The 23,133-nt window shown below is 60.6% G+C and carries 21 protein-coding genes; 11 read left to right on the forward strand and 10 right to left on the reverse strand.

All coding sequences use genetic code 11. The features are described 5' to 3' along the window. Positions 1-15: 15 nt before the first annotated feature. Together AB4N33_RS16215 and AB4N33_RS16220 are read left to right on the forward strand one after the other, a co-directional pair. The gene (locus AB4N33_RS16215) at positions 16-1,221 is read left to right on the forward strand and encodes an aminotransferase class V-fold PLP-dependent enzyme (RefSeq protein WP_476457743.1); all 1,206 of its coding nucleotides are present in this window, start codon (positions 16-18) and stop codon (positions 1,219-1,221) included. Next, positions 1,218-1,622 (forward strand): SufE family protein, encoded by a 405-nt coding sequence (locus AB4N33_RS16220; RefSeq protein WP_476457744.1) that lies wholly within the window; start codon positions 1,218-1,220, stop codon positions 1,620-1,622. The genes AB4N33_RS16215 and AB4N33_RS16220 overlap by 4 nt, the downstream gene beginning before the upstream one ends. Before the next feature lie 124 nt (positions 1,623-1,746). Here the strand turns inward: AB4N33_RS16220 and tcdA are convergent, their stop codons facing one another. Further along, entirely contained in the window at positions 1,747-2,556 is an 810-nt protein-coding gene (gene tcdA / locus AB4N33_RS16225; protein ID WP_460117580.1) for a tRNA cyclic N6-threonylcarbamoyladenosine(37) synthase TcdA, read from the reverse strand. 218 nt (positions 2,557-2,774) lie between these two features. Here tcdA and AB4N33_RS16230 point away from each other — a divergent pair, with 218 nt between their 5' ends. The 4 genes from AB4N33_RS16230 (at position 2,775) to AB4N33_RS16245 (ending at position 7,991) form a co-directional block, all read left to right on the forward strand. Continuing rightward, complete coding sequence (locus AB4N33_RS16230) at positions 2,775-5,366, forward strand: glycosyltransferase (RefSeq protein WP_460117582.1); 2,592 nt, start codon at positions 2,775-2,777, stop codon at positions 5,364-5,366. Positions 5,367-5,577: 211 nt separating this feature from the next. Then, complete coding sequence (gene dapE, locus AB4N33_RS16235; protein ID WP_460117584.1) at positions 5,578-6,729, forward strand: succinyl-diaminopimelate desuccinylase; 1,152 nt, start codon at positions 5,578-5,580, stop codon at positions 6,727-6,729. Further along, positions 6,729-7,538, forward strand: a complete 810-nt coding sequence (locus tag AB4N33_RS16240) for a putative RNA methyltransferase (RefSeq protein WP_460117586.1) — start codon at positions 6,729-6,731, stop codon at positions 7,536-7,538. Before dapE ends, AB4N33_RS16240 begins: the two co-directional genes overlap by 1 nt. A gap of 75 nt (positions 7,539-7,613) precedes the next feature. After that, positions 7,614-7,991 (forward strand): hypothetical protein, encoded by a 378-nt coding sequence (locus tag AB4N33_RS16245; RefSeq protein WP_476457745.1) that lies wholly within the window; start codon positions 7,614-7,616, stop codon positions 7,989-7,991. A gap of 128 nt (positions 7,992-8,119) precedes the next feature. Here the strand turns inward: AB4N33_RS16245 and AB4N33_RS16250 are convergent, their stop codons facing one another. Continuing rightward, on the reverse strand, positions 8,120-8,329 hold the full coding sequence (locus tag AB4N33_RS16250; RefSeq protein WP_192302536.1) for a cold shock domain-containing protein: 210 nt from the start codon (positions 8,327-8,329) through the stop codon (positions 8,120-8,122). 234 nt (positions 8,330-8,563) lie between these two features. Here AB4N33_RS16250 and plsB point away from each other — a divergent pair, with 234 nt between their 5' ends. From plsB to AB4N33_RS16265, 3 genes are read left to right on the forward strand one after another with little or no spacing between them, the layout of a single operon-like run. Continuing rightward, positions 8,564-11,068 carry a glycerol-3-phosphate 1-O-acyltransferase PlsB gene (plsB, locus tag AB4N33_RS16255; RefSeq protein WP_476457746.1) on the forward strand — a complete coding sequence of 835 codons (2,505 nt, stop codon included), beginning with the start codon at positions 8,564-8,566 and terminating at the stop codon, positions 11,066-11,068. Between the two features lie 51 nt (positions 11,069-11,119). Further along, a complete protein-coding gene (locus tag AB4N33_RS16260; protein WP_476457747.1) occupies positions 11,120-11,518 on the forward strand; it encodes a YbaY family lipoprotein in 399 nt (132 codons plus the stop codon). Between the two features lie 26 nt (positions 11,519-11,544). Beyond that, positions 11,545-12,234 carry a DUF4197 domain-containing protein gene (locus AB4N33_RS16265; RefSeq protein WP_460117594.1) on the forward strand — a complete coding sequence of 230 codons (690 nt, stop codon included), beginning with the start codon at positions 11,545-11,547 and terminating at the stop codon, positions 12,232-12,234. Positions 12,235-12,278: 44 nt separating this feature from the next. On the opposite strand, the gene AB4N33_RS16270 is transcribed toward AB4N33_RS16265, so the two are convergent. The 3 genes from AB4N33_RS16270 to AB4N33_RS16280 all read right to left on the reverse strand — a co-directional run bounded on the left by AB4N33_RS16270 (position 12,279) and on the right by AB4N33_RS16280 (position 17,900). Continuing rightward, positions 12,279-13,625 carry a Fic family protein gene (locus AB4N33_RS16270; protein ID WP_476457748.1) on the reverse strand — a complete coding sequence of 449 codons (1,347 nt, stop codon included), beginning with the start codon at positions 13,623-13,625 and terminating at the stop codon, positions 12,279-12,281. Between the two features lie 102 nt (positions 13,626-13,727). Further along, positions 13,728-16,793, reverse strand: coding sequence for an efflux RND transporter permease subunit (locus tag AB4N33_RS16275; protein WP_476457749.1), 3,066 nt, complete (start codon positions 16,791-16,793; stop codon positions 13,728-13,730). A gap of 6 nt (positions 16,794-16,799) precedes the next feature. Next, positions 16,800-17,900, reverse strand: coding sequence for an efflux RND transporter periplasmic adaptor subunit (locus AB4N33_RS16280; RefSeq protein ID WP_476457750.1), 1,101 nt, complete (start codon positions 17,898-17,900; stop codon positions 16,800-16,802). A 94-nt stretch (positions 17,901-17,994) separates the two neighbouring features. On the opposite strand from AB4N33_RS16280, the gene AB4N33_RS16285 reads away from it, so the two are divergent. Next, positions 17,995-18,648: a TetR/AcrR family transcriptional regulator gene (locus AB4N33_RS16285; protein ID WP_460117602.1), complete on the forward strand. Its 654-nt coding sequence runs from the start codon at positions 17,995-17,997 to the stop codon at positions 18,646-18,648. A 74-nt stretch (positions 18,649-18,722) separates the two neighbouring features. Here AB4N33_RS16285 and AB4N33_RS16290 read toward each other — a convergent pair whose 3' ends face one another. Continuing rightward, a complete protein-coding gene (locus AB4N33_RS16290; protein WP_460117603.1) occupies positions 18,723-19,505 on the reverse strand; it encodes a class I SAM-dependent methyltransferase in 783 nt (260 codons plus the stop codon). A gap of 93 nt (positions 19,506-19,598) precedes the next feature. On the opposite strand from AB4N33_RS16290, the gene AB4N33_RS16295 reads away from it, so the two are divergent. Further along, entirely contained in the window at positions 19,599-20,219 is a 621-nt protein-coding gene (locus AB4N33_RS16295; protein WP_476457751.1) for an energy transducer TonB, read from the forward strand. Between the two features lie 3 nt (positions 20,220-20,222). Here the strand turns inward: AB4N33_RS16295 and AB4N33_RS16300 are convergent, their stop codons facing one another. Genes AB4N33_RS16300 through AB4N33_RS16315 form a run of 4 tightly spaced genes read right to left on the reverse strand, consistent with a single transcriptional unit; the run spans position 20,223 to position 22,941 of the window. Further along, the gene (locus tag AB4N33_RS16300) at positions 20,223-20,918 is read right to left on the reverse strand and encodes an extensin-like domain-containing protein (protein ID WP_476457752.1); all 696 of its coding nucleotides are present in this window, start codon (positions 20,916-20,918) and stop codon (positions 20,223-20,225) included. A gap of 2 nt (positions 20,919-20,920) precedes the next feature. Beyond that, complete coding sequence (locus tag AB4N33_RS16305) at positions 20,921-21,742, reverse strand: isocitrate lyase/PEP mutase family protein (protein ID WP_476457753.1); 822 nt, start codon at positions 21,740-21,742, stop codon at positions 20,921-20,923. Between the two features lie 33 nt (positions 21,743-21,775). Then, the gene (locus AB4N33_RS16310; RefSeq protein ID WP_476457754.1) at positions 21,776-22,636 is read right to left on the reverse strand and encodes a DUF72 domain-containing protein; all 861 of its coding nucleotides are present in this window, start codon (positions 22,634-22,636) and stop codon (positions 21,776-21,778) included. Beyond that, entirely contained in the window at positions 22,636-22,941 is a 306-nt protein-coding gene (locus AB4N33_RS16315) for a hypothetical protein (protein ID WP_460117612.1), read from the reverse strand. Before AB4N33_RS16315 ends, AB4N33_RS16310 begins: the two co-directional genes overlap by 1 nt. Positions 22,942-23,133: the final 192 nt, after the last annotated feature.

Below are 23,133 nucleotides of genomic sequence, written 5' to 3' on the forward strand. Positions count from 1 at the left end.
GCAGGGCTTCATAGCATGATGATTCTCTCCCCCTGGCGCGCCGATTTTCCGGCCATCGCCGCTCTGCAACGGCAGGACCAGACCTATCTGGACAACGCCGCCACCGCGCAGAAGCCTCAAGCCCTTCTGGACGCCCTGGCGCATTACTACGCCAATGGCGCCGCCAACGTGCACCGTGCTCAGCATCTCCCAGGTGCGCATGCGACCCAGGCGTTCGAGGCCAGCCGCCGCAAGGTCTCCCATTGGCTCAATGCCGGCGATGTCGGGCAGATCATCTTTACCCATGGCGCGACCTCTGCGCTGAACCTCCTGGCCTACGGCCTGGAGCACCTTTTCAATCCGGGCGATGAAATTGTCGTCAGCGCCCTGGAGCACCACGCCAACTTGCTGCCCTGGCAGCAATTGGCCCAGCGTCGTGACGCTAAACTGGTGATCCTGCCGCTGGATGCCGACGGTTTGATCGACCTGGACGCGGCTGCCTCGTTGATCGGTCCGAAAACCCGTTTACTGGCCATCAGTCAGCTGTCCAACGTATTAGGCGCCTGGCAACCGCTGCCCGCCTTGCTGGCGATGGCCAAGGCACACGATGCGTTGACCGTGGTCGATGGCGCGCAGGGCGTGGTCCATGGCCGCCACGACGTGCAGACGCTGGGTTGCGACTTCTATGTGTTTTCCAGCCATAAACTCTACGGACCGGATGGCCTGGGGGTGCTGTTCGCGCGCCAAGATGCACTCAGCAAACTGCGTCACTGGCAGTTCGGCGGAGAAATGGTACTGGATGCGGATTACCAGCACGCACGCTTTCGCCCTGCCCCGCTGGGATTCGAAGCCGGCACGCCGCCGGTTTCCAGCGTGATCGGCCTGGGCGCCACCCTGGATTACCTCGCAGGCCTTGATCAGCAGGCCGTCTCGGCCCATGAAGCCGCATTGCATGACTGCCTGCTCAAAGGCCTTGAAGCGCGCGACGGCGTGCGCCTGCTAGGCAAGCCGCAATTGGCACTGGCGAGCTTTGTCGTGGAGGGCGTGCATAACGCTGACCTCGCGCATTTGCTCACGGAACAAGGCATTGCCGTGCGCGCCGGTCACCACTGCGCCATGCCGTTGCTCAAAAGCTTCGAGCTGGCCGGCGCCATCAGGGTGTCCCTGGCGATGTACAACGATTCCGAGGACCTTGAGCGGTTCTTCACCGCGCTGGACCAAGCTTTGGAGTTGCTGCGATGAGCCTCCCGCCGGACGCTGCTAACGCCCTGGAAACCTTCCAGGGCGCGGCGGGCTGGGAACAACGTGCGCGCCTGTTGATGCAATGGGGCGACCGTCTCCCAACCATGAGCGATGAGGACAAAATCGACGCCAACCGCGTGCACGGCTGTGAAAGCTTGATGTGGCTGGTGGGCTCGCTGCACGATGGCCACTGGCAGTTCACCGCGAGCAGCGATGCCCGGCTGATCCGTGGCCTGGTGGCGTTGTTGCTGGCGCGGGTCAACGGGTTATCGGCGGATGAGCTACGGCAAGTGGATTTGCCGGATTGGTTCGATCAGCTGGGATTGAGCCGCCAGCTATCACCTTCGCGCAGTAATGGCTTGAATGCGGTGTTGCAGCGGATGAATGAGTTGGCGGGCTGACCGTTATCTCTGTAGGAGCGAGCATGCTCGCGATGGAGGTCAGGGCACCGCGGGGTATCAGGAGCCCAGCGTCATCGTTGATGTCCATCGCGAGCATGCTCGCTCCTACAGGAGGCGTTTGCGCTCAGACCTGCTTAACCCGATCCGCCGGCCGCCGCACCCCGGCTACGATCTTGTCCACCGCCTTGGTCGCCGCGACCATGCCGAACGTCGCCGTCACCATCATGACCGCGCCAAAGCCACCGGCGCAGTCCAGCTTGACGCCATCACCGACAAAACTCTTCTGCAAGCAAATGCTGCCATCGGGTTTCGGGTAGCGCAGTTGTTCGGTCGAAAACACGCACGGCACGCTGTAATGACGGGTTACGGTGCGCGAAAAGCCGTACTCGCGGCGCAAGGTCGAGCGCACTTTCGAGGCCAGCGGGTCGTTGAACGTTCGGTTGAGGTCGCAGACCTGAATGAGCGTCGGGTCGATCTGCCCACCGGCCCCGCCCGTGGTGATGATCTGAATCTTGCGGCGCTTGCACCAGGCGATCAGTGCCGCCTTGGCGTTGACGCTGTCGATGCAGTCGATCACGCAATCGATGTTCGGCGTGATGTATTCGGCCATGGTCTCGCGGGTGACGAAATCCGGCACGGCATGCACCGTGCAATCGGGGTTGATCCCGCGCAGGCGTTCGGCCATGACCTCAACCTTGGGTTTACCCACGGTGCTGTCCAGCGCGTGCAGTTGCCGGTTGGCGTTACTGACACAGACGTCATCGAGGTCGAACAGCGAAATCTCGCCAACACCGCAACGGGCCATGGCTTCCGCCGCCCAGGAACCGACGCCGCCGACTCCGACAATCGCCACATGGGCCGCACGCAGGCGCTCCAGACCGTCGATGCCGTACAACCGGGCAATGCCTGCAAACCGTGGATCTTCTGTGCTCATGACCGTTACCTCAAAAACCGGCGCGCATTATAGGGCTTCACAGCAGCAAGTTTTAAGCGGCAAACGACAAGTGTCAGAACTAATGCGAAACAGGATTGCCCAATATCAGGCTTTTCCCCGTCTGTTGTACGGCTTGGGGAAGCACGGTGTAGGATGCGCCCCCTCGGTGCACTGCCGACCGTTCCTCCGTTCCACAGCCTCCGGAACCTGAAATAGCTATGTCATCGCGTAAATTTGGACTCAACCTGGTTGTGGTGCTCGCCATCGCGGCCTTGTTCACCGGCTTCTGGGCGCTGATCAATCGCCCGGTCACCACCCCCAACTGGCCCGAACAGATTTCCGGCTTCTCCTATTCGCCGTTCCAACAAGGCCAGTTCCCACAAAAAGAACAGTACCCGAACGACGACCAGATGCGCCGTGACCTGGAGATCATGAGCAAGCTGACGGACAACATCCGCACTTACTCAGTCGATGGCACCTTGCAAGACATTCCCAAGCTCGCTGAGGAATTCGGCCTGCGCGTGACCCTGGGCATCTGGATCAGCCCGGACCAGGAACGCAACGAACGGGAAATCACCCGAGCGATCGAAATCGCCAATTCCTCGCGCAGCGTCGTGCGCGTGGTGGTCGGCAACGAGGCGATCTTCCGCAAGGAAATTACCGCAGCAGAACTCAGCGTACTGCTCGATCGCGTGCGGGCCGCCGTGAAGGTGCCGGTCACGACTTCCGAACAGTGGCACGTGTGGGAAGAAAACCCGGAACTGGCCAAACACGTCGACCTGATTGCCGCCCACGTGCTGCCGTACTGGGAGTTCATCCCGATGGACAAGGCCGGGCAGTTCGTACTTGATCGCGCCCGCGACCTGAAAAAAATGTTCCCGAAAAAACCGCTGCTGCTGTCCGAGGTGGGCTGGCCGAGCAACGGCCGCATGCGTGGCGGTGCCGATGCATCGCCAGCAGACCAGGCGATCTACCTGCGTACCCTGGTCAACAAGCTCAACCGCCAAGGCTTCAACTATTTTGTGATCGAAGCGTTCGACCAGCCGTGGAAGGCCAGTGACGAAGGCTCGGTGGGCGCTTACTGGGGCGTGTTCAACGCCGCACGCCAGCAAAAATTCAACTTCGAAGGCCCGGTGGTGGCGATCCCGCAATGGCGGGTATTGGCCATCGGTTCGGTGGTGCTGGCGCTGCTCTCACTGACCTTGCTGATGATCGACGGCTCGGCCCTGCGCCAGCGTGGCCGGACCTTCCTGACGTTCATCGCCTTCCTGTGCGGTTCGGTGCTGGTGTGGATCGGTTACGACTACAGCCAGCAATACAGCACCTGGTTCAGCCTGACGGTCGGATTCTTGCTGGCACTCGGCGCTCTAGGGGTGTTTATCGTGTTGCTCACCGAGGCCCATGAACTGGCAGAGGCGGTGTGGATTCACAAACGCCGGCGGGAGTTTTTGCCAGTGGTCGGTGATTCGAGCTACCGCCCGAAAGTGTCGATTCACGTGCCCTGCTACAACGAGCCACCGGACATGGTCAAACAGACCCTCAATGCTCTGGCCAACCTCGACTATCCGGACTTCGAAGTCCTGATCATCGATAACAACACCAAGGACCCGGCGGTCTGGGAACCGGTGCGCGACTACTGCGAAACCCTCGGCCCGCGTTTCAAGTTCTTCCATGTCGCGCCGCTGGCCGGTTTCAAGGGCGGCGCCCTCAATTACCTGATTCCGCACACCGCCAAGGACGCCGAAGTGATTGCGGTGATCGACTCAGACTACTGCGTCGACCCCAATTGGCTCAAGCACATGGTGCCGCACTTCGCCGATCCGAAAATCGCGGTGGTGCAATCGCCCCAGGATTATCGCGACCAGAACGAAAGCACCTTCAAGAAGCTTTGCTACGCGGAATACAAGGGCTTCTTCCACATCGGCATGGTCACCCGCAACGATCGCGACGCGATCATCCAGCACGGCACCATGACCATGACTCGCCGTTCAGTACTCGAGGAACTGGGCTGGGCCGACTGGTGCATCTGCGAAGATGCCGAGTTGGGCCTGCGGGTGTTCGAGAAAGGCCTGTCGGCGGCGTATTACCACGACAGCTACGGCAAAGGCTTGATGCCCGATACCTTTATCGACTTCAAGAAACAGCGGTTCCGCTGGGCCTACGGGGCGATTCAGATCATCAAGCGTCATACCGCCAGCTTGCTGCGCGGCAAGGACACCGAGCTGACCCGTGGCCAGCGCTATCACTTCCTGGCGGGCTGGTTGCCGTGGGTGGCGGATGGCATGAACATCTTCTTCACCGTGGGCGCCTTGCTGTGGTCGGCGGCAATGATCATCGTGCCGCAACGGGTCGACCCGCCGTTGCTGATTTTCGCAATCCCACCGCTGGCGCTGTTCGTGTTCAAGGTCGGCAAGATCATCTTCCTGTACCGCCGCGCCGTAGGGGTGAACCTCAAGGATGCATTCTGCGCCGCGCTGGCCGGACTCGCGTTGTCGCACACGATCGCAAAAGCGGTGCTGTATGGCTTCTTCACCAGCAGCATTCCGTTCTTCCGTACGCCGAAAAATGCCGACAACCATGGCTTCTGGGTAGCAATCTCGGAAGCGCGTGAAGAGGTGTTCATCATGCTGCTGTTGTGGGGCGCGGCACTGGGGATCTTCCTGGTGAATGGCCTGCCGAGCAATGACATGCGTTTCTGGGTGGCCATGTTGCTCGTGCAGTCACTGCCCTACGTGGCGGCGCTGATCATGGCGTTCCTGTCCTCGCTGCCTAAACCGGCCGCCGAAGTCGAAGTGGCGCCGGCAGTCTAATTATTCGCCGAAGGACTAAACGGCGGCCAATGGCCGCCGTTTTGCTTTAAGATAACCGCCATTTTGCGTGCCTTGCAGGCTATGGCCTGAACCAATACCTGTGGGAGCGGGCTTGCTCGCGATGGCGGTGCAACATTCAACCGTTATGTTGGCCGATCCACCGCAATCGCGGGCACGCCCGCTCCCACATATACCGCTTCCGGAGTTTTTCATGACGGCCCACGCCGACCTTTCGCCGACCCTTCAACTGGCCATCGACCTGATCCGCCGTCCATCCGTGACCCCTGTCGACGCCGATTGCCAGAAGCAGATGATGCAGCGCCTGGGCGATGCCGGTTTCCAGCTGGAACCGATGCGCATCGAGGATGTGGATAACTTCTGGGCCACCCACGGCAAACACGATGGCCCGGTGCTGTGCTTTGCCGGTCACACTGATGTGGTGCCGACCGGCCCGGTGGCGGCCTGGCAGATCGATCCGTTCAACGCCGTTATCGATGAGCACGGCATGCTCTGCGGCCGTGGTGCGGCTGACATGAAAGGCAGCCTGGCATCCATGACGGTAGCCGCCGAGCGATTCGTCGCCGACTACCCGGATCACAAGGGCAAGGTCGCGTTCCTGATCACCAGCGACGAAGAAGGTCCGGCGCACCATGGCACCAAAGCCGTGGTTGAACGCCTGGCTGCGCGAAAGGAGCGTCTGGACTGGTGCATCGTCGGCGAACCGTCGAGCACCACTCTGGTCGGTGACGTGGTCAAGAACGGCCGTCGCGGCTCCCTGGGCGCCAAGCTGACCGTGCACGGCGTGCAAGGTCACGTGGCCTACCCGCACCTAGCGAAGAACCCGATTCACCTCGCCGCTCCGGCCCTGGCTGAACTGGCCGCCGAGCACTGGGACCACGGCAACGATTTCTTCCCGCCGACCAGCTTCCAGATTTCCAATGTCAATTCCGGCACCGGTGCGACCAACGTGATCCCGGGCGACCTGGTGGCGGTGTTCAACTTCCGCTTCTCCACCGAGTCCACCGTCGAAGGCCTGCAAAAACGCGTCGCCGACATCCTCGACAAGCATGGCCTGGACTGGCACATCGACTGGGCGCTGTCGGGCCTGCCATTCCTCACCGAACCGGGTGCCCTGCTGGATGCCGTATCGGCAAGCATCAAGGACATTACCGGTCGTGAAACCAGGGCATCCACCAGCGGCGGCACTTCCGACGGACGCTTCATCGCCACCATGGGCACGCAAGTGGTCGAGCTGGGGCCTGTCAACGCGACGATCCACCAGGTCAACGAACGTGTGCTGGCCGCCGACCTCGATGTACTGACCGAAATCTACTACCAGACCCTCGTCAAGTTGCTCGCCTGATGCTCGCCTGCCCGATTTGCAACGAACCGCTGAACGCGGTGGACAACGGCGTGGCGTGCCCCGCCGGGCATCGTTTCGACCGTGCTCGACAGGGTTACCTGAACCTGTTGCCGGTGCAGCACAAGAACAGCCGTGACCCTGGGGATAACCAGGCAATGGTCGAGGCCCGGCGCGACTTTCTCAACGCCGGCCATTACGCGCCGGTTGCCAAGCGTCTGGCCGAACTGGCGGGGCACTACGCGCCGCAGCGCTGGCTCGACATCGGTTGTGGCGAGGGTTACTACACGGCGCAGATCGCCGATGCGTTGCCTGATGCCGACGGCTACGCCCTGGACATCTCGCGCGAAGCGGTGAAACGTGCTTGCAGACGTAACCCCAAGCTGACCTGGTTGATCGCCAGCATGGCGCGGGTGCCGCTGGCCTCGGGGAGCTGCCAGTTTCTCGCCAGTGTCTTCAGCCCGCTGGATTGGGAAGAGGCCAAACGCCTGCTCAGTCGTGGTGGCGGCCTGATGAAGGTCGGCCCTACCAGCGGCCACCTGATGGAGCTGCGCGAACGCCTGTATGACGAAGTGCGCGAGTACACCGACGACAAGCATCTGGCTCTGGTGCCCGAGGGCATGGCGCTGGACCACAGCGAAACCCTGGAATTCAAGCTGACCCTTGCCAGTGGCCAGGACCGGGCGAACCTGCTGGCCATGACACCCCACGGCTGGCGCGCGAGCGCCGAACGCCGAGCAGCGGTGATCGAACAGGTTGAACCGTTCGAGGTCACGGTGTCGATGCGTTACGATTACTTTGTACTTCAATAATATTGGGCCTTGAGCAACGGCTTGAGGCCAACTGAATCCGCGAATGGATTTTTCAGACCCGCAGTGAGGACATCCATGCGCCAACCCGATATCGAGATTTACCTGAAAGACGCCGACGTCGACCACAAGACCGTCGCAGCCTGGCTCGGTGCAGCACTGGGCCCGTGCAGCGACTGGGTGCAGAAGGGCCAGACCTGGAAGTGCAAGGCCGGCAACGTGCCGGTGACCTGGCTACCCAAAGCCGTCGGCAAATGGAACAGCCTGTACCTGGAAAGTGACCAGACCCCGTGGGACGACGACATCGCCTGCGCCCGCGCCGCGTTTGCCGCGCTGAACGTCGAAGTGCGTTGCGCGCCCGGCAGTTGGGTCGAGGAAGAAGGTGAAGAGACGGCGGATCGGTGGATTCGCATCAGTGCCGATGGTGAGGAAGAGATCACCTGGAAGACCGCGTGAACTAACCCCCTGTAGGAGCGAGCATGCTCGCGATGGTAGATCTGACACCGCAGGGTATCAGGACGCCAGCGTCATCGTTGACGACCATCGCGAGCATGCTCGCTCCTACAGAGTGATGCGTGTCAGGTTTACAACCCCACCACATCCTCAGCCTGCAACCCCTTCTGCCCTTCCACCACCGCGTACTCGACCTGTTGACCCTCGGTCAGCGAACGGTGGCCTTCGCCACGGATCGCGCGGTAATGCACGAACACATCCACGCCGTTCTCGCGCTGGATGAAGCCATACCCCTTGGCATCGTTGAACCACTTCACGCTGCCGGTTTCACGTGTTGCCATCTGTTCATACTCCTTTTTTATTATTGAACGGGCTTTTCGCAGGAAAGCCTCGGGAACACCGGTCGCACATGATGGCCTAATGAAGGCAGCGCGACGGAGCCTCGAGTATATGACACACATGGAAACTCTCAAAAGAAGTTTACTTGACCGCTTTTTTGCCGATTTTAGGCGAATACGGCACACTATCGGCCATCCGAGCATATGCTCGTTTTTATTTCCTCATGCAGAAGCCGTATGACCCGTTCCCCGTTCCGCCGTCTTGTGTTTGGCACCCTGCGCCGACTGCTTTATCTCTGGGTTCGCTCCGAAACCATCAACCAGTCGTCGTTCACTCTCAATCTCGACCGCAGTCGTCCGGTGTTCTACGTCCTGCAAAACCCTTCGATGACCGACCTCGCCGTGGTCGACACCGAGTGCACAAAGGCCGGTTTGCCCCGTCCGGTACTGCCGGTCTCGGTGGGCAACCTGCTGGAGCCGGCCGCGTTCTTTTACCTGACGCCGGACCCGGACTGGCTCGGCCGCCAGGATAAACGCGGCGCGCCGCCCACCCTGACCCGCCTGGTCAGCGCCCTCAGCCAGAACGCCGCCGAAGACGCGCAGATCATTCCGGTCAGCGTGTTCTGGGGCCAGTCGCCGGACAGCGAGTCGAGCCCGTGGAAGCTGTTGTTCGCCGACAGCTGGGCGGTCACCGGGCGACTGCGTCGGCTGCTCAGCATCATCGTGCTGGGACGCAAGACCCGCGTGCAATTCTCAGCCCCCATTCACCTTCGCGAGCTGATCGAGCACAACAAGGGCCACGAGCGCACCGTGCGCATGGCCCAACGCGTCCTGCGCGTGCACTTTCGCAACCTCAAGGCGGCGGTGATCGGCCCGGACATTTCCCACCGTCGTAATCTGGTCAAAGGCCTGATCAATCAGCCATTGGTCAAACAGGCGATCCTTGACGAGGCCGAGCGCGAAAACCTATCGGAGGAGAAAGCCAAGGCCCAGGCCCTGCGTTATGCCAACGAGATTGCCTCGGACTACACCTACACTGCGATCCGTTTCCTGGAAGTGGTGCTGAGCTGGTTCTGGAACAAGATCTACGACGGCATCAAGGTCAACCACATCGAAGGCGTGCAACAGGTTGCGCCGGGGCACGAAGTGATCTACGTGCCGTGCCATCGCAGCCATATCGACTACCTGCTGCTGTCCTACCTGTTGTTCCGTAACGGCTTGACGCCGCCGCACATCGCTGCCGGCATCAACCTCAACATGCCGGTGATCGGCAGCCTGCTGCGGCGCGGCGGGGCGTTTTTCATGCGCCGCACTTTCAAGGGCAATCCCCTTTACACCTCGGTGTTCAATGAATACCTGCACACCCTGTTCACCAAGGGTTTCCCGGTGGAGTACTTCGTCGAGGGTGGCCGCTCGCGCACCGGGCGCATGCTGCAACCTAAAACCGGGATGCTGGCGATTACATTGCGCAGCTTCCTGCGCTCTTCGCGCATGCCCATCGTGTTCGTGCCGGTGTACATCGGCTACGAGCGCGTACTGGAAGGCCGGACCTACCTTGGCGAGTTGCGCGGCGCCAGCAAGAAAAAAGAATCGATCTTTGACATCTTCAAAGTCATCGGCGCACTCAAGCAACGCTTTGGCCAGGTGGCGGTGAACTTCGGCGAACCTATCAAACTCGCCGAATTCCTCGACAGCGAACAGCCAGACTGGCGCCAACAGGAATTGGGCCCGCAGTTCAAACCGGCCTGGCTCAACGAAACCACCAACCGCCTCGGCGAAAAAGTCGCGCAGCACCTCAACGAAGCGGCGGCGATCAATCCGGTCAACCTGGTGGCACTGGCCCTGCTGTCCACCAGTCGCCTGGCGCTGGACGACCGTGCGATGGCGCGGGTGCTGGACCTGTATCTGGCGCTGCTGCGCAAGGTGCCTTATTCGCCGCATACCACCCTGCCCGAAGGCGATGGCCGTGCGCTGATCCAGCACGTGAAAGACATGGACCTGTTGTCCGAACAGAGCGACGCGCTGGGCAAGATTCTGTACCTGGACGAGCAAAATGCCGTCCTGATGACCTACTACCGCAACAACGTCCTGCACATCTTCGCGTTGCCGTCATTGCTGGCGAGCTTCTTCCAGAGCACGTCGCGCATGAGCCGCGAGCAAATCCTGCGCTACACCCGTGCGCTGTATCCATACCTGCAATCGGAGCTGTTCATTCGCTGGTCGCTGGACGAGCTGGATGCAGTGGTCGATCAATGGCTCGAGGCGTTTGTAGAGCAAGGCCTGCTGCGCTTCGAGAATAACGTCTACCTGCGCCCGGCACCGAGTTCGCGGCATTTCGTGCTGCTGACCCTGCTGTCCAAAAGCATCGCCCAGACCTTGCAACGCTTCTACATGACCGTTTCGCTGCTGCTCAACAGCGGCCAGAACAGCATCAGCGCCGAAGAACTGGAAGATCTGTGCACCGTGATGGCCCAGCGCCTGTCGATCCTGCATGGCCTGAACGCGCCTGAGTTTTTTGACAAGAGCCTGTTCCGCCACTTCATCCAGACGATGCTCGACCTGGATGTGCTGCGGCGCGACGCGGCCGGTAAGCTGAGCTATCACGAGCTGCTCGGCGAGTTGGCCGAAGGTGCGGCCAAGCGTGTGCTGCCGGCGGAAATTCGCCTGTCGATCCGCCAGGTGGCGTTGCATCGCAGTGAAGATGCAGCCGATCAAACCGCTGGGGCCGAACAAAACGTCTAAATTGAACAGGGTGCCAGTTGCCGCTGGCACCCTTGATACGGAGATCGTCCGATGAACAAACTGCCCCTGATCGCAGCCGCCGTATTGTTGAGCGCCTGCCAACACCCGACCCCGGCGCCAAAGGCGTCACTCGATGGCGAAGTGTTTTACCTGCAACGCATTGCCCTGCCTCCCACGGCGGTCCTGAGCGTGAGCCTGCAGGACATTTCGCTCGCCGATGCCCCCGCCAAGGTCATCGACGAACAGCGAGGCCCGGTCAAAGGCCAAGTGCCACTGCCCTTTCGCCTGAACTACGACCCACTCAAGGTCGAGCCTAATCATCGTTACTCGATCAACGCTCGCATCGAAGTTGATGGCAAACTGTTGTTCATCACCACCGAGAATCACGCCGTGCGACTGGACGGTTCCGATCCCCAACCTGTGAGGGTTCGCGTCGACGCGGCCCGCTAAGTGTCTTTTTACAAAAGGAAGTTGCCATGCTCCGCCCTACCCTTCGCTTCGCCGGCCTGTGCGCAGGTTTGATGATCAGCGCCAGCGCCATGGCGTTGTCGCTCAGTGACCTGTCGCAGCAAGACGCCAGCGGCGGCCTCAAGGACGCCCTCACCCAGGGCGCGCAACTGGCCGTCAAACAACTCGGCACGCCGGGCGGTTTCAGTAACAACCCTGATGTGAAGATCGAACTGCCGGGCAAGCTGGGCAAGGTTGCCAGCAAGATGAAACAGTTCGGCATGGGTGAGCAGGTCGAACAGTTGGAAACCAGCATGAACAAGGCAGCGGAAACGGCAGTGGTACAGGCCCAGCCGATCCTGGTCGATGCAGTGAAAAAGATGACCGTCGAAGACGCCAAGGGCATCTTGAGCGGCGGCAACGACTCGGCCACCCAATACCTGAACAAGACCAGCCGCGAGCAGATCCGCGCCAAGTTCCTGCCGATCGTCAAGCAGGCCACCGACCAGGTGGGTCTGGCCAAACAGTACAACTCGTTCGCTGGCCAGGCGGCGACCATGGGCGTCGTGGATGCCAAGAGCGCCAACATCGAAAGCTACGTAACCGAGCAGGCGCTCAACGGTTTGTTCGAGATGATCGGCAAACAGGAAGAAACCATCCGCAAAAACCCGGCAGCCGCCGCGACCAGCCTGGCGAAGAAGGTATTCGGTACCCTCTAAGCACCTCGAAACCCAACTGCTGGAGCGAGTTCACTCGCTCCAGCTCAGGTTCCCCCACCGGGCCGCAGGAAGAACACCCACTCGCGCCCGATCTTGCGTTTCTCGAACACATTCAACTCGACCAAACCATTCAGCGCTGCCGCTGCCGTGTTGTATGAGCAGTCCAGGTTCTCTTTCACATTGACGGCCGTAAACTCCTTGGCCATTCCACTCTTCGCCACCTGGAAAACAGCTCGCTGTTTTTCGCTCAACCGGTGAAAAAAACCGGACGCCAGCAACCAGTCGTCAAAGCGGTCGGCGTACGCCAGGCTTTCGCGATAAGCCTGTGCGAAACCCCGTACGGCCCGCAAAATGACCGAGCATTGAAAGTCGATGAAGTACGTCAGGTCGAGATTGTCCGCCTCGCTGTTCAGATATGAGCGTCCGTATTTCACCGGCGCATTGCGCAGCAGGATGCTGATCGCAATATAGCGAAAGGCAGAAAAATCATTCTTGAACATGAACCAGTAGAACAGCGCACGGGCGACCCGGCCGTTGCCGTCGCGAAAAGGGTGCTCGTAGCCCAATGCAAAATGCAGTGCGATTCCCTTGATCAGCGGATGAAGATAATCCGCCTGCTCCGGGTCGTCGTGGCAATGGTTGATCCAGTTGGCCAACCTTTGCAATCGAGACACCAGACCCGCTGCCTGTGGCGGGACATGCACGGTGTTGCCCTCACCGTCCTGCACCACCACCTCATCGTTGTTCCTGAATGTCCCGGGCGAGTATTGGGCGTCATCGATACCCTCGACGCCTACCCGGTGCATGGCTGAAATCAGCTCGATGCTCAGCGACTCATCGCGCTTCTCCCAGGCGTAGTTCATCATTTTGTAATTGCCGATCACCATCCGCTCATCCGGTGTTCGGGGCTGGCGTTTGCGTTTGAGCATGTCCTTGGCCACCCGCGTGGTGGTCGCTGCACCTTCGAGCTGACTGCTGCTGATGGCTTCGTCTTCGATCAAATCATTGAGCAGGTAGCTGAAATGCGCATGCTCGCCGATCTGACTGGTCATGAATTCCAGCGCCGCTGTTGTCGCTTGCCGGTCCACCGCAGAGATCGCCTTCTGCGCCAACGGCGTGAGCAGGTAGTGTCCCCATTGAAGCGGCTCGCCCAAGGGCAACAAGCGGGAGTACTGCACAGCCCGCGCCTTCTTGACCAGTGCCCAGCAGAGGTGGGAATCCAGACCCGGAGCCCAGCGGTAGCGCAACTCGTCGAACGGACGATAGCGTCCCTGCTCGTCGAGGGGCATGAGCAGCAACAGGTAATCCGTCAGGCGCTCCTTGTGGGGCGACCGCCCCAACAGGTCGAACACCGGATCAGTGGGTCCTTTCAACAACGGTGGTCTTTTCATCAAATGCTGTCTCAAAACCTCATGAAACCGAGGCTTGAGTACAGCATTCGGACCTCTTTGACTCAATATCAGAGGTTTCTGAAACATTTGTAGGAGCGGCGGTCACGTCGGCTCTTTTTTTACTCGAAACCACGCGGCATAAAGGGCTGGCAGGAACAGCAACGTGAGCGCCGTGGCGACGATCAGGCCGCCCATGATGGCCACGGCCATCGGCCCGAAGAACACGCTGCGTGACAGCGGGATCATCGCCAGCACGGCGGCGAGCGCGGTCAGCACGATCGGTCGGAAGCGGCGCACGGTGGCTTCGATGATTGCCTGCCACGGCTTGAGCCCGGCGGCGATGTCCTGTTCGATCTGATCAACCAGGATCACCGAGTTGCGCATGATCATCCCCGACAAAGCGATGGTCCCCAGCATGGCGACAAAGCCGAACGGCTGACGGAACACCATCAGGAACAGGGTCACGCCGATCAGGCCCAAGGGTGCTGTAAGAAACACCATCGCCGTGCGTGAGAAACTGCGCAGTTGCAGCATCAGCAACGTCAGCACAACAACGACGAACAATGGCACGCCGGCTTTGACCGAGTTCTGTCCTCGGGCAGAATCTTCCACGGTACCGCCGACATCCAGCAGATAGCCGTCGGGCAATTCGGCGCGGATCGGATCCAGCGTCGGCATGATCTGTTGCACCAGGGTCGCCGGTTGTTCCTTGCCGTAGATGTCGGCGCGTACGGTGACGTTGGGCAGGCGGTTGCGGTGCCAGATGATGCCTTCTTCAAAGCCGTACTCCAGCGTGGCGATCTGCGACAGCGCCACGCTGCGACCGTTGTCGGTCGGCACGGAAAGACTTGGCAGCAACGACAACTCGGTGCGCTCGTGCACCGTGCCGCGCAGCAGGATCTCGATCAACTCGTTATCTTCGCGGTACTGGCTGACGCTGGAACCGGTCAGCGAGCTTTGCAAAAACTTCGACAGGTTGGCGGTGCTCACGCCCAGCGCGCGTGCGCGGTCCTGATCGACGTTCAGGTAAACCACTTTGCTCGGCTCTTCCCAGTCCAGGTGGACGTTGGCCACATGGGGGTTTTCGCGGACCTTGGCCGCGACTTTCCTGGCCAGGGCACGGACTTCCTCGATGTGTTCGCCAGTGACCCGGAACTGCACTGGATAACCCACCGGCGGGCCGTTTTCCAGGCGTGTCACGCGCGAGCGCAGGGCCGGGAACTGCTCGTTGAGCGTTTCAATCAGCCAGGTGCGCAGGGTCTCACGTTCTTCGATGGACTTGGCCAGCACCACGAACTGGGCGAAGCTCGCCGCCGGCAGCTGCTGATCCAGCGGCAGGTAGAAACGCGGCGACCCGGTGCCAACGTAGGCCACGTAGTTGTCGATGCCGGCGTGATCTTTCAGCAAGCCTTCAAGGCGTTTGACTTCGTCGGCGGTGTTGCTCAGCGATGCGCCCTCGGCCAGTTTCAGGTCGACCATCAACTCCAGTCGCCCTGAAGCCGGGAAGAACTGTTGCGGCACAAAACGAAACAACACAATGGAGGCAATGAACAACACCACCGTGGCCACTATTACCGTTTTTCGCCAGCGCACGCACCACTCCACCAACCCTCGGACACGCTGGTAAAAAGGAGTGGCGTAAGGATCGGGCTGGCCGGCACCATGTTTGGCTGCGTGAATTTTCGCCAGGTCCGGCAGGAGTTTTTCCCCCAGGTACGGCACGAACACCACGGCAGCGATCCACGACGCCAGTAACGCGATGGTGACCACCTGGAAGATCGAACGGGTGTATTCGCCGGTCCCCGATTGCGCGGTGGCAATAGGCAGGAACCCAGCGGCCGTGATCAGCGTCCCGGTGAGCATCGGAAACGCGGTACTGGTCCAGGCGTAACTCGCCGCCTTGACCCGGTCGAAGCCCTGTTCCATTTTGATCGCCATCATTTCCACGGCGATGATCGCGTCGTCCACCAACAGGCCCAGCGCCAGCACCAGTGCGCCGAGAGAAATCTTGTGCAGGCCGATGCCCAGGTAATACATGCAGGCGAATGTCATTGCCAGCACCAGCGGAATCGCCAGCGCGACGACCATGCCGGTACGCACCCCGAGCGAGAAAAAGCTCACCAGCAGGACGATGGCCAGCGCTTCGACCAGCACGCGGACAAACTCACCGACGCCGGTTTTCACGGCAGCAGGCTGGTCGGACACCTTGCTCAATTGCATACCGGCCGGGAGGTTTTTCTGGATGCGGGCGAACTCGATTTCCAGCGCCTTGCCCAGCACCAGAATGTCGCCCCCGTCCTTCATGGCCACAGCCAGACCGATAGCGTCCTGGGACATGAAGCGCATGCGCGGTGCTGGCGGATCATTGAAGCCGCGATGAACCGTGGCGACATCAGATACGCGGAACGTACGATCACCGACCCGGATCGGGAAGTTATTGATCTCATCAACCGTCTGAAAATTTCCCGAGACCCGCAGTTGCAGTCGTTCGCTGCTGGTTTCGAAGAAACCGGCCGTGGACACCGCGTTCTGCTCTTCGATCGCCTGCTGCACCGCAGCCAACGGCAGACCCAGGGTGGAGAGCTTGACGTTGGAGAGTTCGATCCAGATTTTCTCGTCCTGCAACCCCAGCAGCTCGACCTTGCCGACATCCTTGACCCGTTGCAGCTGGATCTGGATGCGGTCGGCGTAGTCCTTCAGCACCGCGTAATCGAATCCTTCACCGGTCAGCGCGTAGATGTTGCCAAAAGTGGTGCCGAACTCGTCGTTGAAAAACGGCCCCTGGATACCCGGCGGCAAGGTATGGCGAATGTCGCTGATCTTCTTGCGTGCCTGATACCAGAGTTCGGGGATATCCACCGAGTGCATGGAGTCCCGGGCCACGAACGTCACAGTCGATTCGCCCGGCCGGGAAAACGACACGATCCGGTCGTACTCACCGGTTTCCATCAGTTTCTTTTCAATGCGTTCACTGACCTGGCGAGACACTTCCTCGGCAGTGGCGCCGGGCCACATGGTACGGATCACCATGGCTTTGAAGGTGAACGGCGGGTCTTCGCTCTGACCGAGCTTGGTGTAGGAAAGCGCGCCGACTATCGCCAGCAGCAGCATCAGGAACAGTACGATCTGGCGATTACGCAGCGCCCATTCGGAAAGATTGAAGCCCATCGGGGATTACTCCTTATCCGCCAGATTGACCACGCGGTTGGAGCGATCCACCGGACGCACCTGCTGCCCGTCGTGAAGCACATGGACACCAGCCGCCACCACCCAATCACTGGCATTCAGGCCTTCCAGCACCGGCACGCTTTTCTCGCCGAATGCACCGACCCGGACCGGAGATTTCTTCAAGGTGTTATTGGCACTGAGCACCCACACGTAGGTGGCACCGTTTTCGGCGGTCAGGGCAGAGAGCGGCACCGACAGTGCCACGACATCGGCGGTCTGGATGAAGACCCTGGCGCTCTGGCCCAACTCGGCCGGAACTTTGCCAGCGGTGAAAGCAATGCGCGCAGCAAACGTGCGGGATTTTGGATCGGCCGCTGGTGACAGCTCGCGAATACGCCCGCTAAAGCGTTGGTCAGGTTGGGTCCACAGCTCAACCGACACGGGTTGTCCGACCTTGTAGCGACCAAAATTCTGTTCCGGCAAACTGATCAGCACTTCGCGCTCGCCATCGGTGGCCAGGGTGAAAACGGTCTGGCCGGCAGCGACCACCTGCCCCACTTCCACCGAACGCTTGGCGACCACGCCATCCTGGGGCGCACGCAGCACCGCATAGCTGGCTTGATTGTTCGAGACGTTGAATTCAGCCTTGATCTGCTTCACGCGCGCTTCACCGGATCGGTAAAGGTTTTCCGCATTGTCATACTGCGAACGGCTGACTAACTGGCGATCCATGAGGGTTTTGTAACGGTCACGTTCGGCCCGCACCATGTTCAGGTTAGCTTCGGCTGCAGCGACCTGGGCGCGAGTCGCTTCGAGTTGCAGGCGAACGTCCTGGGGATCAAGTTCCGCCAGCGGCTGATCGGCCTTGACCCGCTGCCCTTCCTCGACCAGTCGTCGGCTGACTTTGCCGCCGATACGGAAGGCCAACTCTGGCTCATAGCGAGCCCGCACTTCACCGGGATAACTCTCCAGAGCCTGCGCCGAAGGCTCTGGCTGAACCACCATGGCCGGTCTGACGGTGACCTGGGGCGCCTCCTCATGCCCGCATCCGGACAATAAAAACGCCAGGCTGGCTGGCAATGCGAGGTATGCGACATAGCGGTACATGGTGAGTGACCTTTCGCCAATGGTGCTTGGAATAATTATACTGGCCAGTATGTTATTAATAGCAAACTCACCAGTCCAGTAATAAAAGCGAATAATGTCGAACAATCCCTCAGCATCCATCGGTCCGGGCCGTCCCAAGGATCTGGCCAAGCGCCAGGCGATCCTTGATGCGGCGAAAACCCTGTTTCTGAGCAATGGATATGCGAACACCAGCATGGATGCTGTGGCGGGAGAAGCGGGCGTGTCAAAACTCACCGTCTACAGCCATTTCAACGACAAGGAGACACTGTTCTCTGCTGCGGTGGTGGCCAAGTGCGAAGAACAGCTGCCGCCGCTGTTTTTCGAATTACCGGACGGCATCGCCGTGGAATCGGTGCTGTTGAACATCGCCCGCGGCTTTCATCACCTGATCAACAGCGATGAGTCAGTAAACCTGCACCGTTTGATGATGACGCTGGGCAGCCAGGACCCGAAACTCTCGCAGATTTTCTTCGAAGCCGGCCCGGAGCGGATGCTGCTGGGCATGGAGCGCCTACTGGCCAAAGTGGATCAGAGCGGCGCCCTGCGCATCGACAAACCGCGCAATGCCGCCGAGCATTTCTTTTGCCTGCTCAAGGGAGCGGGGAATTTCCGCTTGTTGTACGGCTGTGGCGAACCCCTGACCGGGGAAGCAGCGGAGGCGCATGTGCAGGAGGTGGTGGGGTTGTTCATGCGGGCTTATGGGAGGGAGGCAGCTGCGAGCGGTTAGCTGCAAGCGGCAAGCTAAGGCCCGCTTGCAGCTTGCAGCTTGCAGCTTGCAGCTTGCAGCTTGCAGCTTGCAGCTTATAGCTTGAGCGCTTTCTTGGGATAAATATCATACCGACTGGATTTCCCATCCAAAGCATGACTCGGCTTCGGCCCGGCAATGCACGGCGCCTTTCGTGGGCGCTTGACCACTACCCGGTGGCTGGCCAGGGCCAGTGCCGCTTCGAGCAAGGCCGGTGCGTCCGGGTCATCACCCACCAGGGGGCGGAACAGGCGCATTTCCTTTTTCACCAGCGCGGTTTTCTCCCGGTGAGGGAACATCGGGTCCAGGTAGATCACCTGCGGCGGCTCGCCTTCCCAGTTGCGCATGACGTCGATGGAGTTGCCCTTGAGCAGGCGCATGCGCGCCACGATCGGCGCCACGTCGAAATCCTCCGCGCCCCGCGCCAGGCCATCCTCCAGCAACGCGCCTATCAACGGCTGACGCTCGATCAGGCTCATTTCACAACCCAGGCTTGCCAGCACGAATGCGTCCTTGCCAAGACCTGCCGTCGCATCCAGCACCCGCGGACGCACGCCTTGAGCGATGCCAACCGCCTTGGCGATCATTTGCCCGGTGCCGCCGCCGAACAGGCGACGGTGGGCCGCGCCTCCCTCGACGAAATCCACCCGCACCGGACCTGGCGCATCCGGCCCGAGCTGTTGCAACTGCAACCCCTGCTCGCCAACCTGCAAGGCGAATTCACCTTCAGTGACTTTCAGGGGCAAGCCCAGGCGCTCGGCCCATTGCTCGGCCTGTGGCTGGAACGCCGTATCGAGGGCTTCGACATGGATGCGGCACGCCGCCGGTTGCTCAATCATGGGAAAACACGCTCAAAAAATTAATGATCGGCAGAATCGGCCGATAACAACACTAACGAGCATTTTGCCAGAGCCGAGCCTCTACAGAAAAAAATGTCCAACATTCAACCCACATCGATTGGCTACATCTCGCCCTACGGCGATTTTGGCCTGCGAAATTCCCAGGCACTGAGCGGCGTCAGTCACCTGTGGCAAGATTTTTTTGCCCAGGCGCTGGCCGAGCAGTCGGGCGATGTGGTGCCGGCTTCTCTCGACTTTCCGCCGGTCGACCTTGAGAGCCCGGAGGAGCCCACGGTTGGCAGCGAGCTGTTGGCACACATCATTGCCCAGCGTGAATGCAACGTCACGGAAACCGAGGTCAAGCCACCCGAGCCATTGTTCCTGCCGATTGCCGAGTTCGAAATGGACCTGGCCGACAAACCATTCCCACCGTTCCCGGCGGATGAAATCGTCGCGCAACAGAAACAGCAGGACTTCGAAAGCGGTTGGGTTCGCCCTATCGTGCTGGCCAACGGTCAAGCACTGCCGGTTCCTGGCGCCGCCGCTCAACCGCGTCCGCTGCATTTGCCAATCGCCGAGTTCGAACTGGACCTGCTGGACAAACCGTTCCCGCCGTACCCGCCTGAAGAACTGGCGGAGCAGCAGAAAAACTTCGATTTTGATATCGGTTGGGCACGCCCGATCGTCCTGCAGAACCTGCGCATCGCCGCGTAAATTTCAGCGACACACCCACCACGGCCCGACATCCAGATGAAAGTGATTGCGATGGGCGGCGTTGTAATCGGGGCTCAACACCACACTGAACACGTCGCACGCCGCATCACGGACCTGGCGTAGAAAGCGTGCGTCTTGATTATCCTTCGACCAATCCTTGAGTACATTGATCGTGCGGCCATCGGCCAGGCGAAAACCGGCGATATCCAGGGCATTGGCGGTGGCATGCTGGCTGAGTCGGCCATTCTCGCGCCCATAGACATTGCGACAGGCAAAACTGCCGAGGTGATCGACGCGGTTGACGGCTTGCCCATAGACCGCCCGAGCCGCCGGTTGCAGTGCGTGGTGCTCGAACAGGGCAAACGACACCGCCAGTCGGCAACTGGCCAGGAAACTGCTGCTCAGCGCCACATCACCACCCTGCACCCGCAAGGCATCGGTCAGAGGACACTTGGCGTCCGGGCTGTCGGCCTGGGGCGCCACGCGCAGGCCGGAACTGTCCAGGGCCTGGGCGCAAAGCTGTGGATCGTCTCGCAGGCGCATCAGCTTATAGCGGGTCAGCAGGTTCGGTTCGGCCTTCACGTCCAGTGGTGCCCAAGGATTCCACTCTGGCGGCAGCGCGATCCAGCCACGCCACACACTCAACGACGCAGCGCTTCCCATCAACACCAGCACCAACAGCACCTGCAAGAACCGCATCGTCAGCCTTCGAACAATTGATTGGCCTGTGCGTAGGGCATGGACCGCGAGGTAAACGTGAATGTGCCCGAGGTCTTGATCTCTTCAGCCGCACGATAAAATTCACCCAACGCCGCCAGGGCGAGCGCCGAACCGACGCTGACTCGCCTGACGCCCATTTCGCTCAGTTGCTGGACCGTGAGCTTCAACCCGCCGGACATCAACACGTTAACCGGCTTCGGCGCCACGGCGCGCACCACGGCCAACACGTCTTCAGGGCTGCGCAACGCCGGCGCGTACAGCACATCCGCGCCCGCTTCGGAAAAGGCCTGCAAGCGGCGGATCGTATCGTCCAGATCGGGATTGCCGCGCAGGAAATTCTCGGCCCGGGCAGTCACCATGAACGTAAACGGCAGGCTGCGGGCCGCCGCCACAGCGGCTTCGATCCGGGCCACCGCATGATCGAAACAGTAGATGGGGGTATCCGGGCGACCTGTAGCATCTTCGATCGAGCCTCCCACCGCGCCAGCGGCGGCCGCCTGCAAGATGCTCTGCGCACATTCGACCGGGTCGTCGGCAAAACCGTTTTCCAGATCCACCGCCACCGGCAATTCGGTAGCGGCGACGATCGCTCGGACATTCTCCAGGGTCTGCTTGAGCGTCAGCCCACCATCGGGACGGGCACGGGAAAAGGCATAACCGGCACTGGTGGTTGCCAGCGCCTCGAAACCCAGGCTAGCGAGCATTTTTGCCGAGCCGGCGTCCCACGGGTTGGGGATGACAAAAGCCTCGTTGCGTTCGTGCAGTGCTTTGAACGCCTGGGCTCGACGGGTTTGCGCATCCATTGGCAGGCTCCTGGAAAGGGGAACGGATCCGCCTCAGAGCAAGCCAAGTTGTTCGGCGGCGGGTTCTCTGTATAGCTCAGGCAGCGGCGGGAGGCCAGGCAAACGCTCCATCAGCCGTGCGTGGAACCGCTGTGCCAGTTTCGCCGCGAACACGTTGTCCGAGGTGTGCAGGAAGATATAGGGCGTGCGCCCCTCTTCGATCCACAGGGCGATTTTCTCGACCCAAGGCACCAGGAACGGGTCGTTGGCTTCCAGTTGCGGATGGCCGATGAAACGCACTTGCGGCCATTGTGTGAAAGCCGCCGGGCGCGGAGGAACCCTGGGCTTCTTCGATTGCGCGTGGATCACCGCAGGCTCGGTCGAGGTGCAGCTGAACAAGGCACGCGGATCGAGGCAGATGCGTTCGACACCACGGTCCAGCAACAAGCGATTGAGGCTGCGCTCGGCATCGCCCTTGGCGAAGAACGCGTCATGTCGTACTTCGATGGCCAACGGCCGATCCACCGCATCGATAAACGCCGCCAGCTCATGCAAACGTTGCGGCGTGAAGCTTTTCGACAACTGCAACCACAGCGGCGCGACCCGGTCACCCAAGGGGCTGAGCAGTTGCAGGAAGGTCTCGGTGGCGGTCAATTGGTCGCGCAGGTCACCGCCGTGGCTGATGTCGCCCGGGAACTTGGCGGTGAAGCGGAAGTGTTCCGGCATGGTCTCGGCCCAGCGCTGCACGGTGCTGGCAGCCGGGCTCGCGTAGAACGTCGTGTTGCCTTCCACGGCATTGAAGACTTGAGAGTAGAGGCAGAGGAAATCGGCGGGTCTGGCGTCCTGGGGATAAAGGTAATCACGCCAGGCGTTTTCACTCCAGGACGGGCAGCCGATGAAGTAGGGCAGCGGCATCAGATGTACAGGTCGAGCCCCAGCACATCCGCATCCCAATCGACGAAGCCCGCCGTGCTGAGGTAACTGGCCAGGGCCATCGCCACGCTTTTGCTCATGGCGCGGTGGTAGATCATGTCTTGCTGACGGGCCGGCAGGTTGCTCAGACGTTGCGCGGTAGCCTTGGCAGCGCGAGCAGCCATTTGCTCCTCGGAAGGGATTTCCAGCTCGCCTTCGATATCGACGGACTCGTCCTCAACCACACGCCCTTTGCGAGGCTTGCGCTTGATGGGATACGAAGGAGTGGAAAGGCCGTCTATGCGCATAATGTCATGCTCGGTATCAATGATGGCAGTCTAGTGGCACTTAGTGCACTTCGCAAACAGCCGAGTGATAACTAGAACACAGAAAAGACAAAAGGTTTAAAACCAAGGTTATAAAACGACGATTGACGCGTTTGCCATTAGATAGCCATCGCGGGCAAGCCCGCTCCTACAGGGATCGATGCGAACACACAT

Source organism: Pseudomonas sp. S1_E05 (assembly GCF_056337105.1).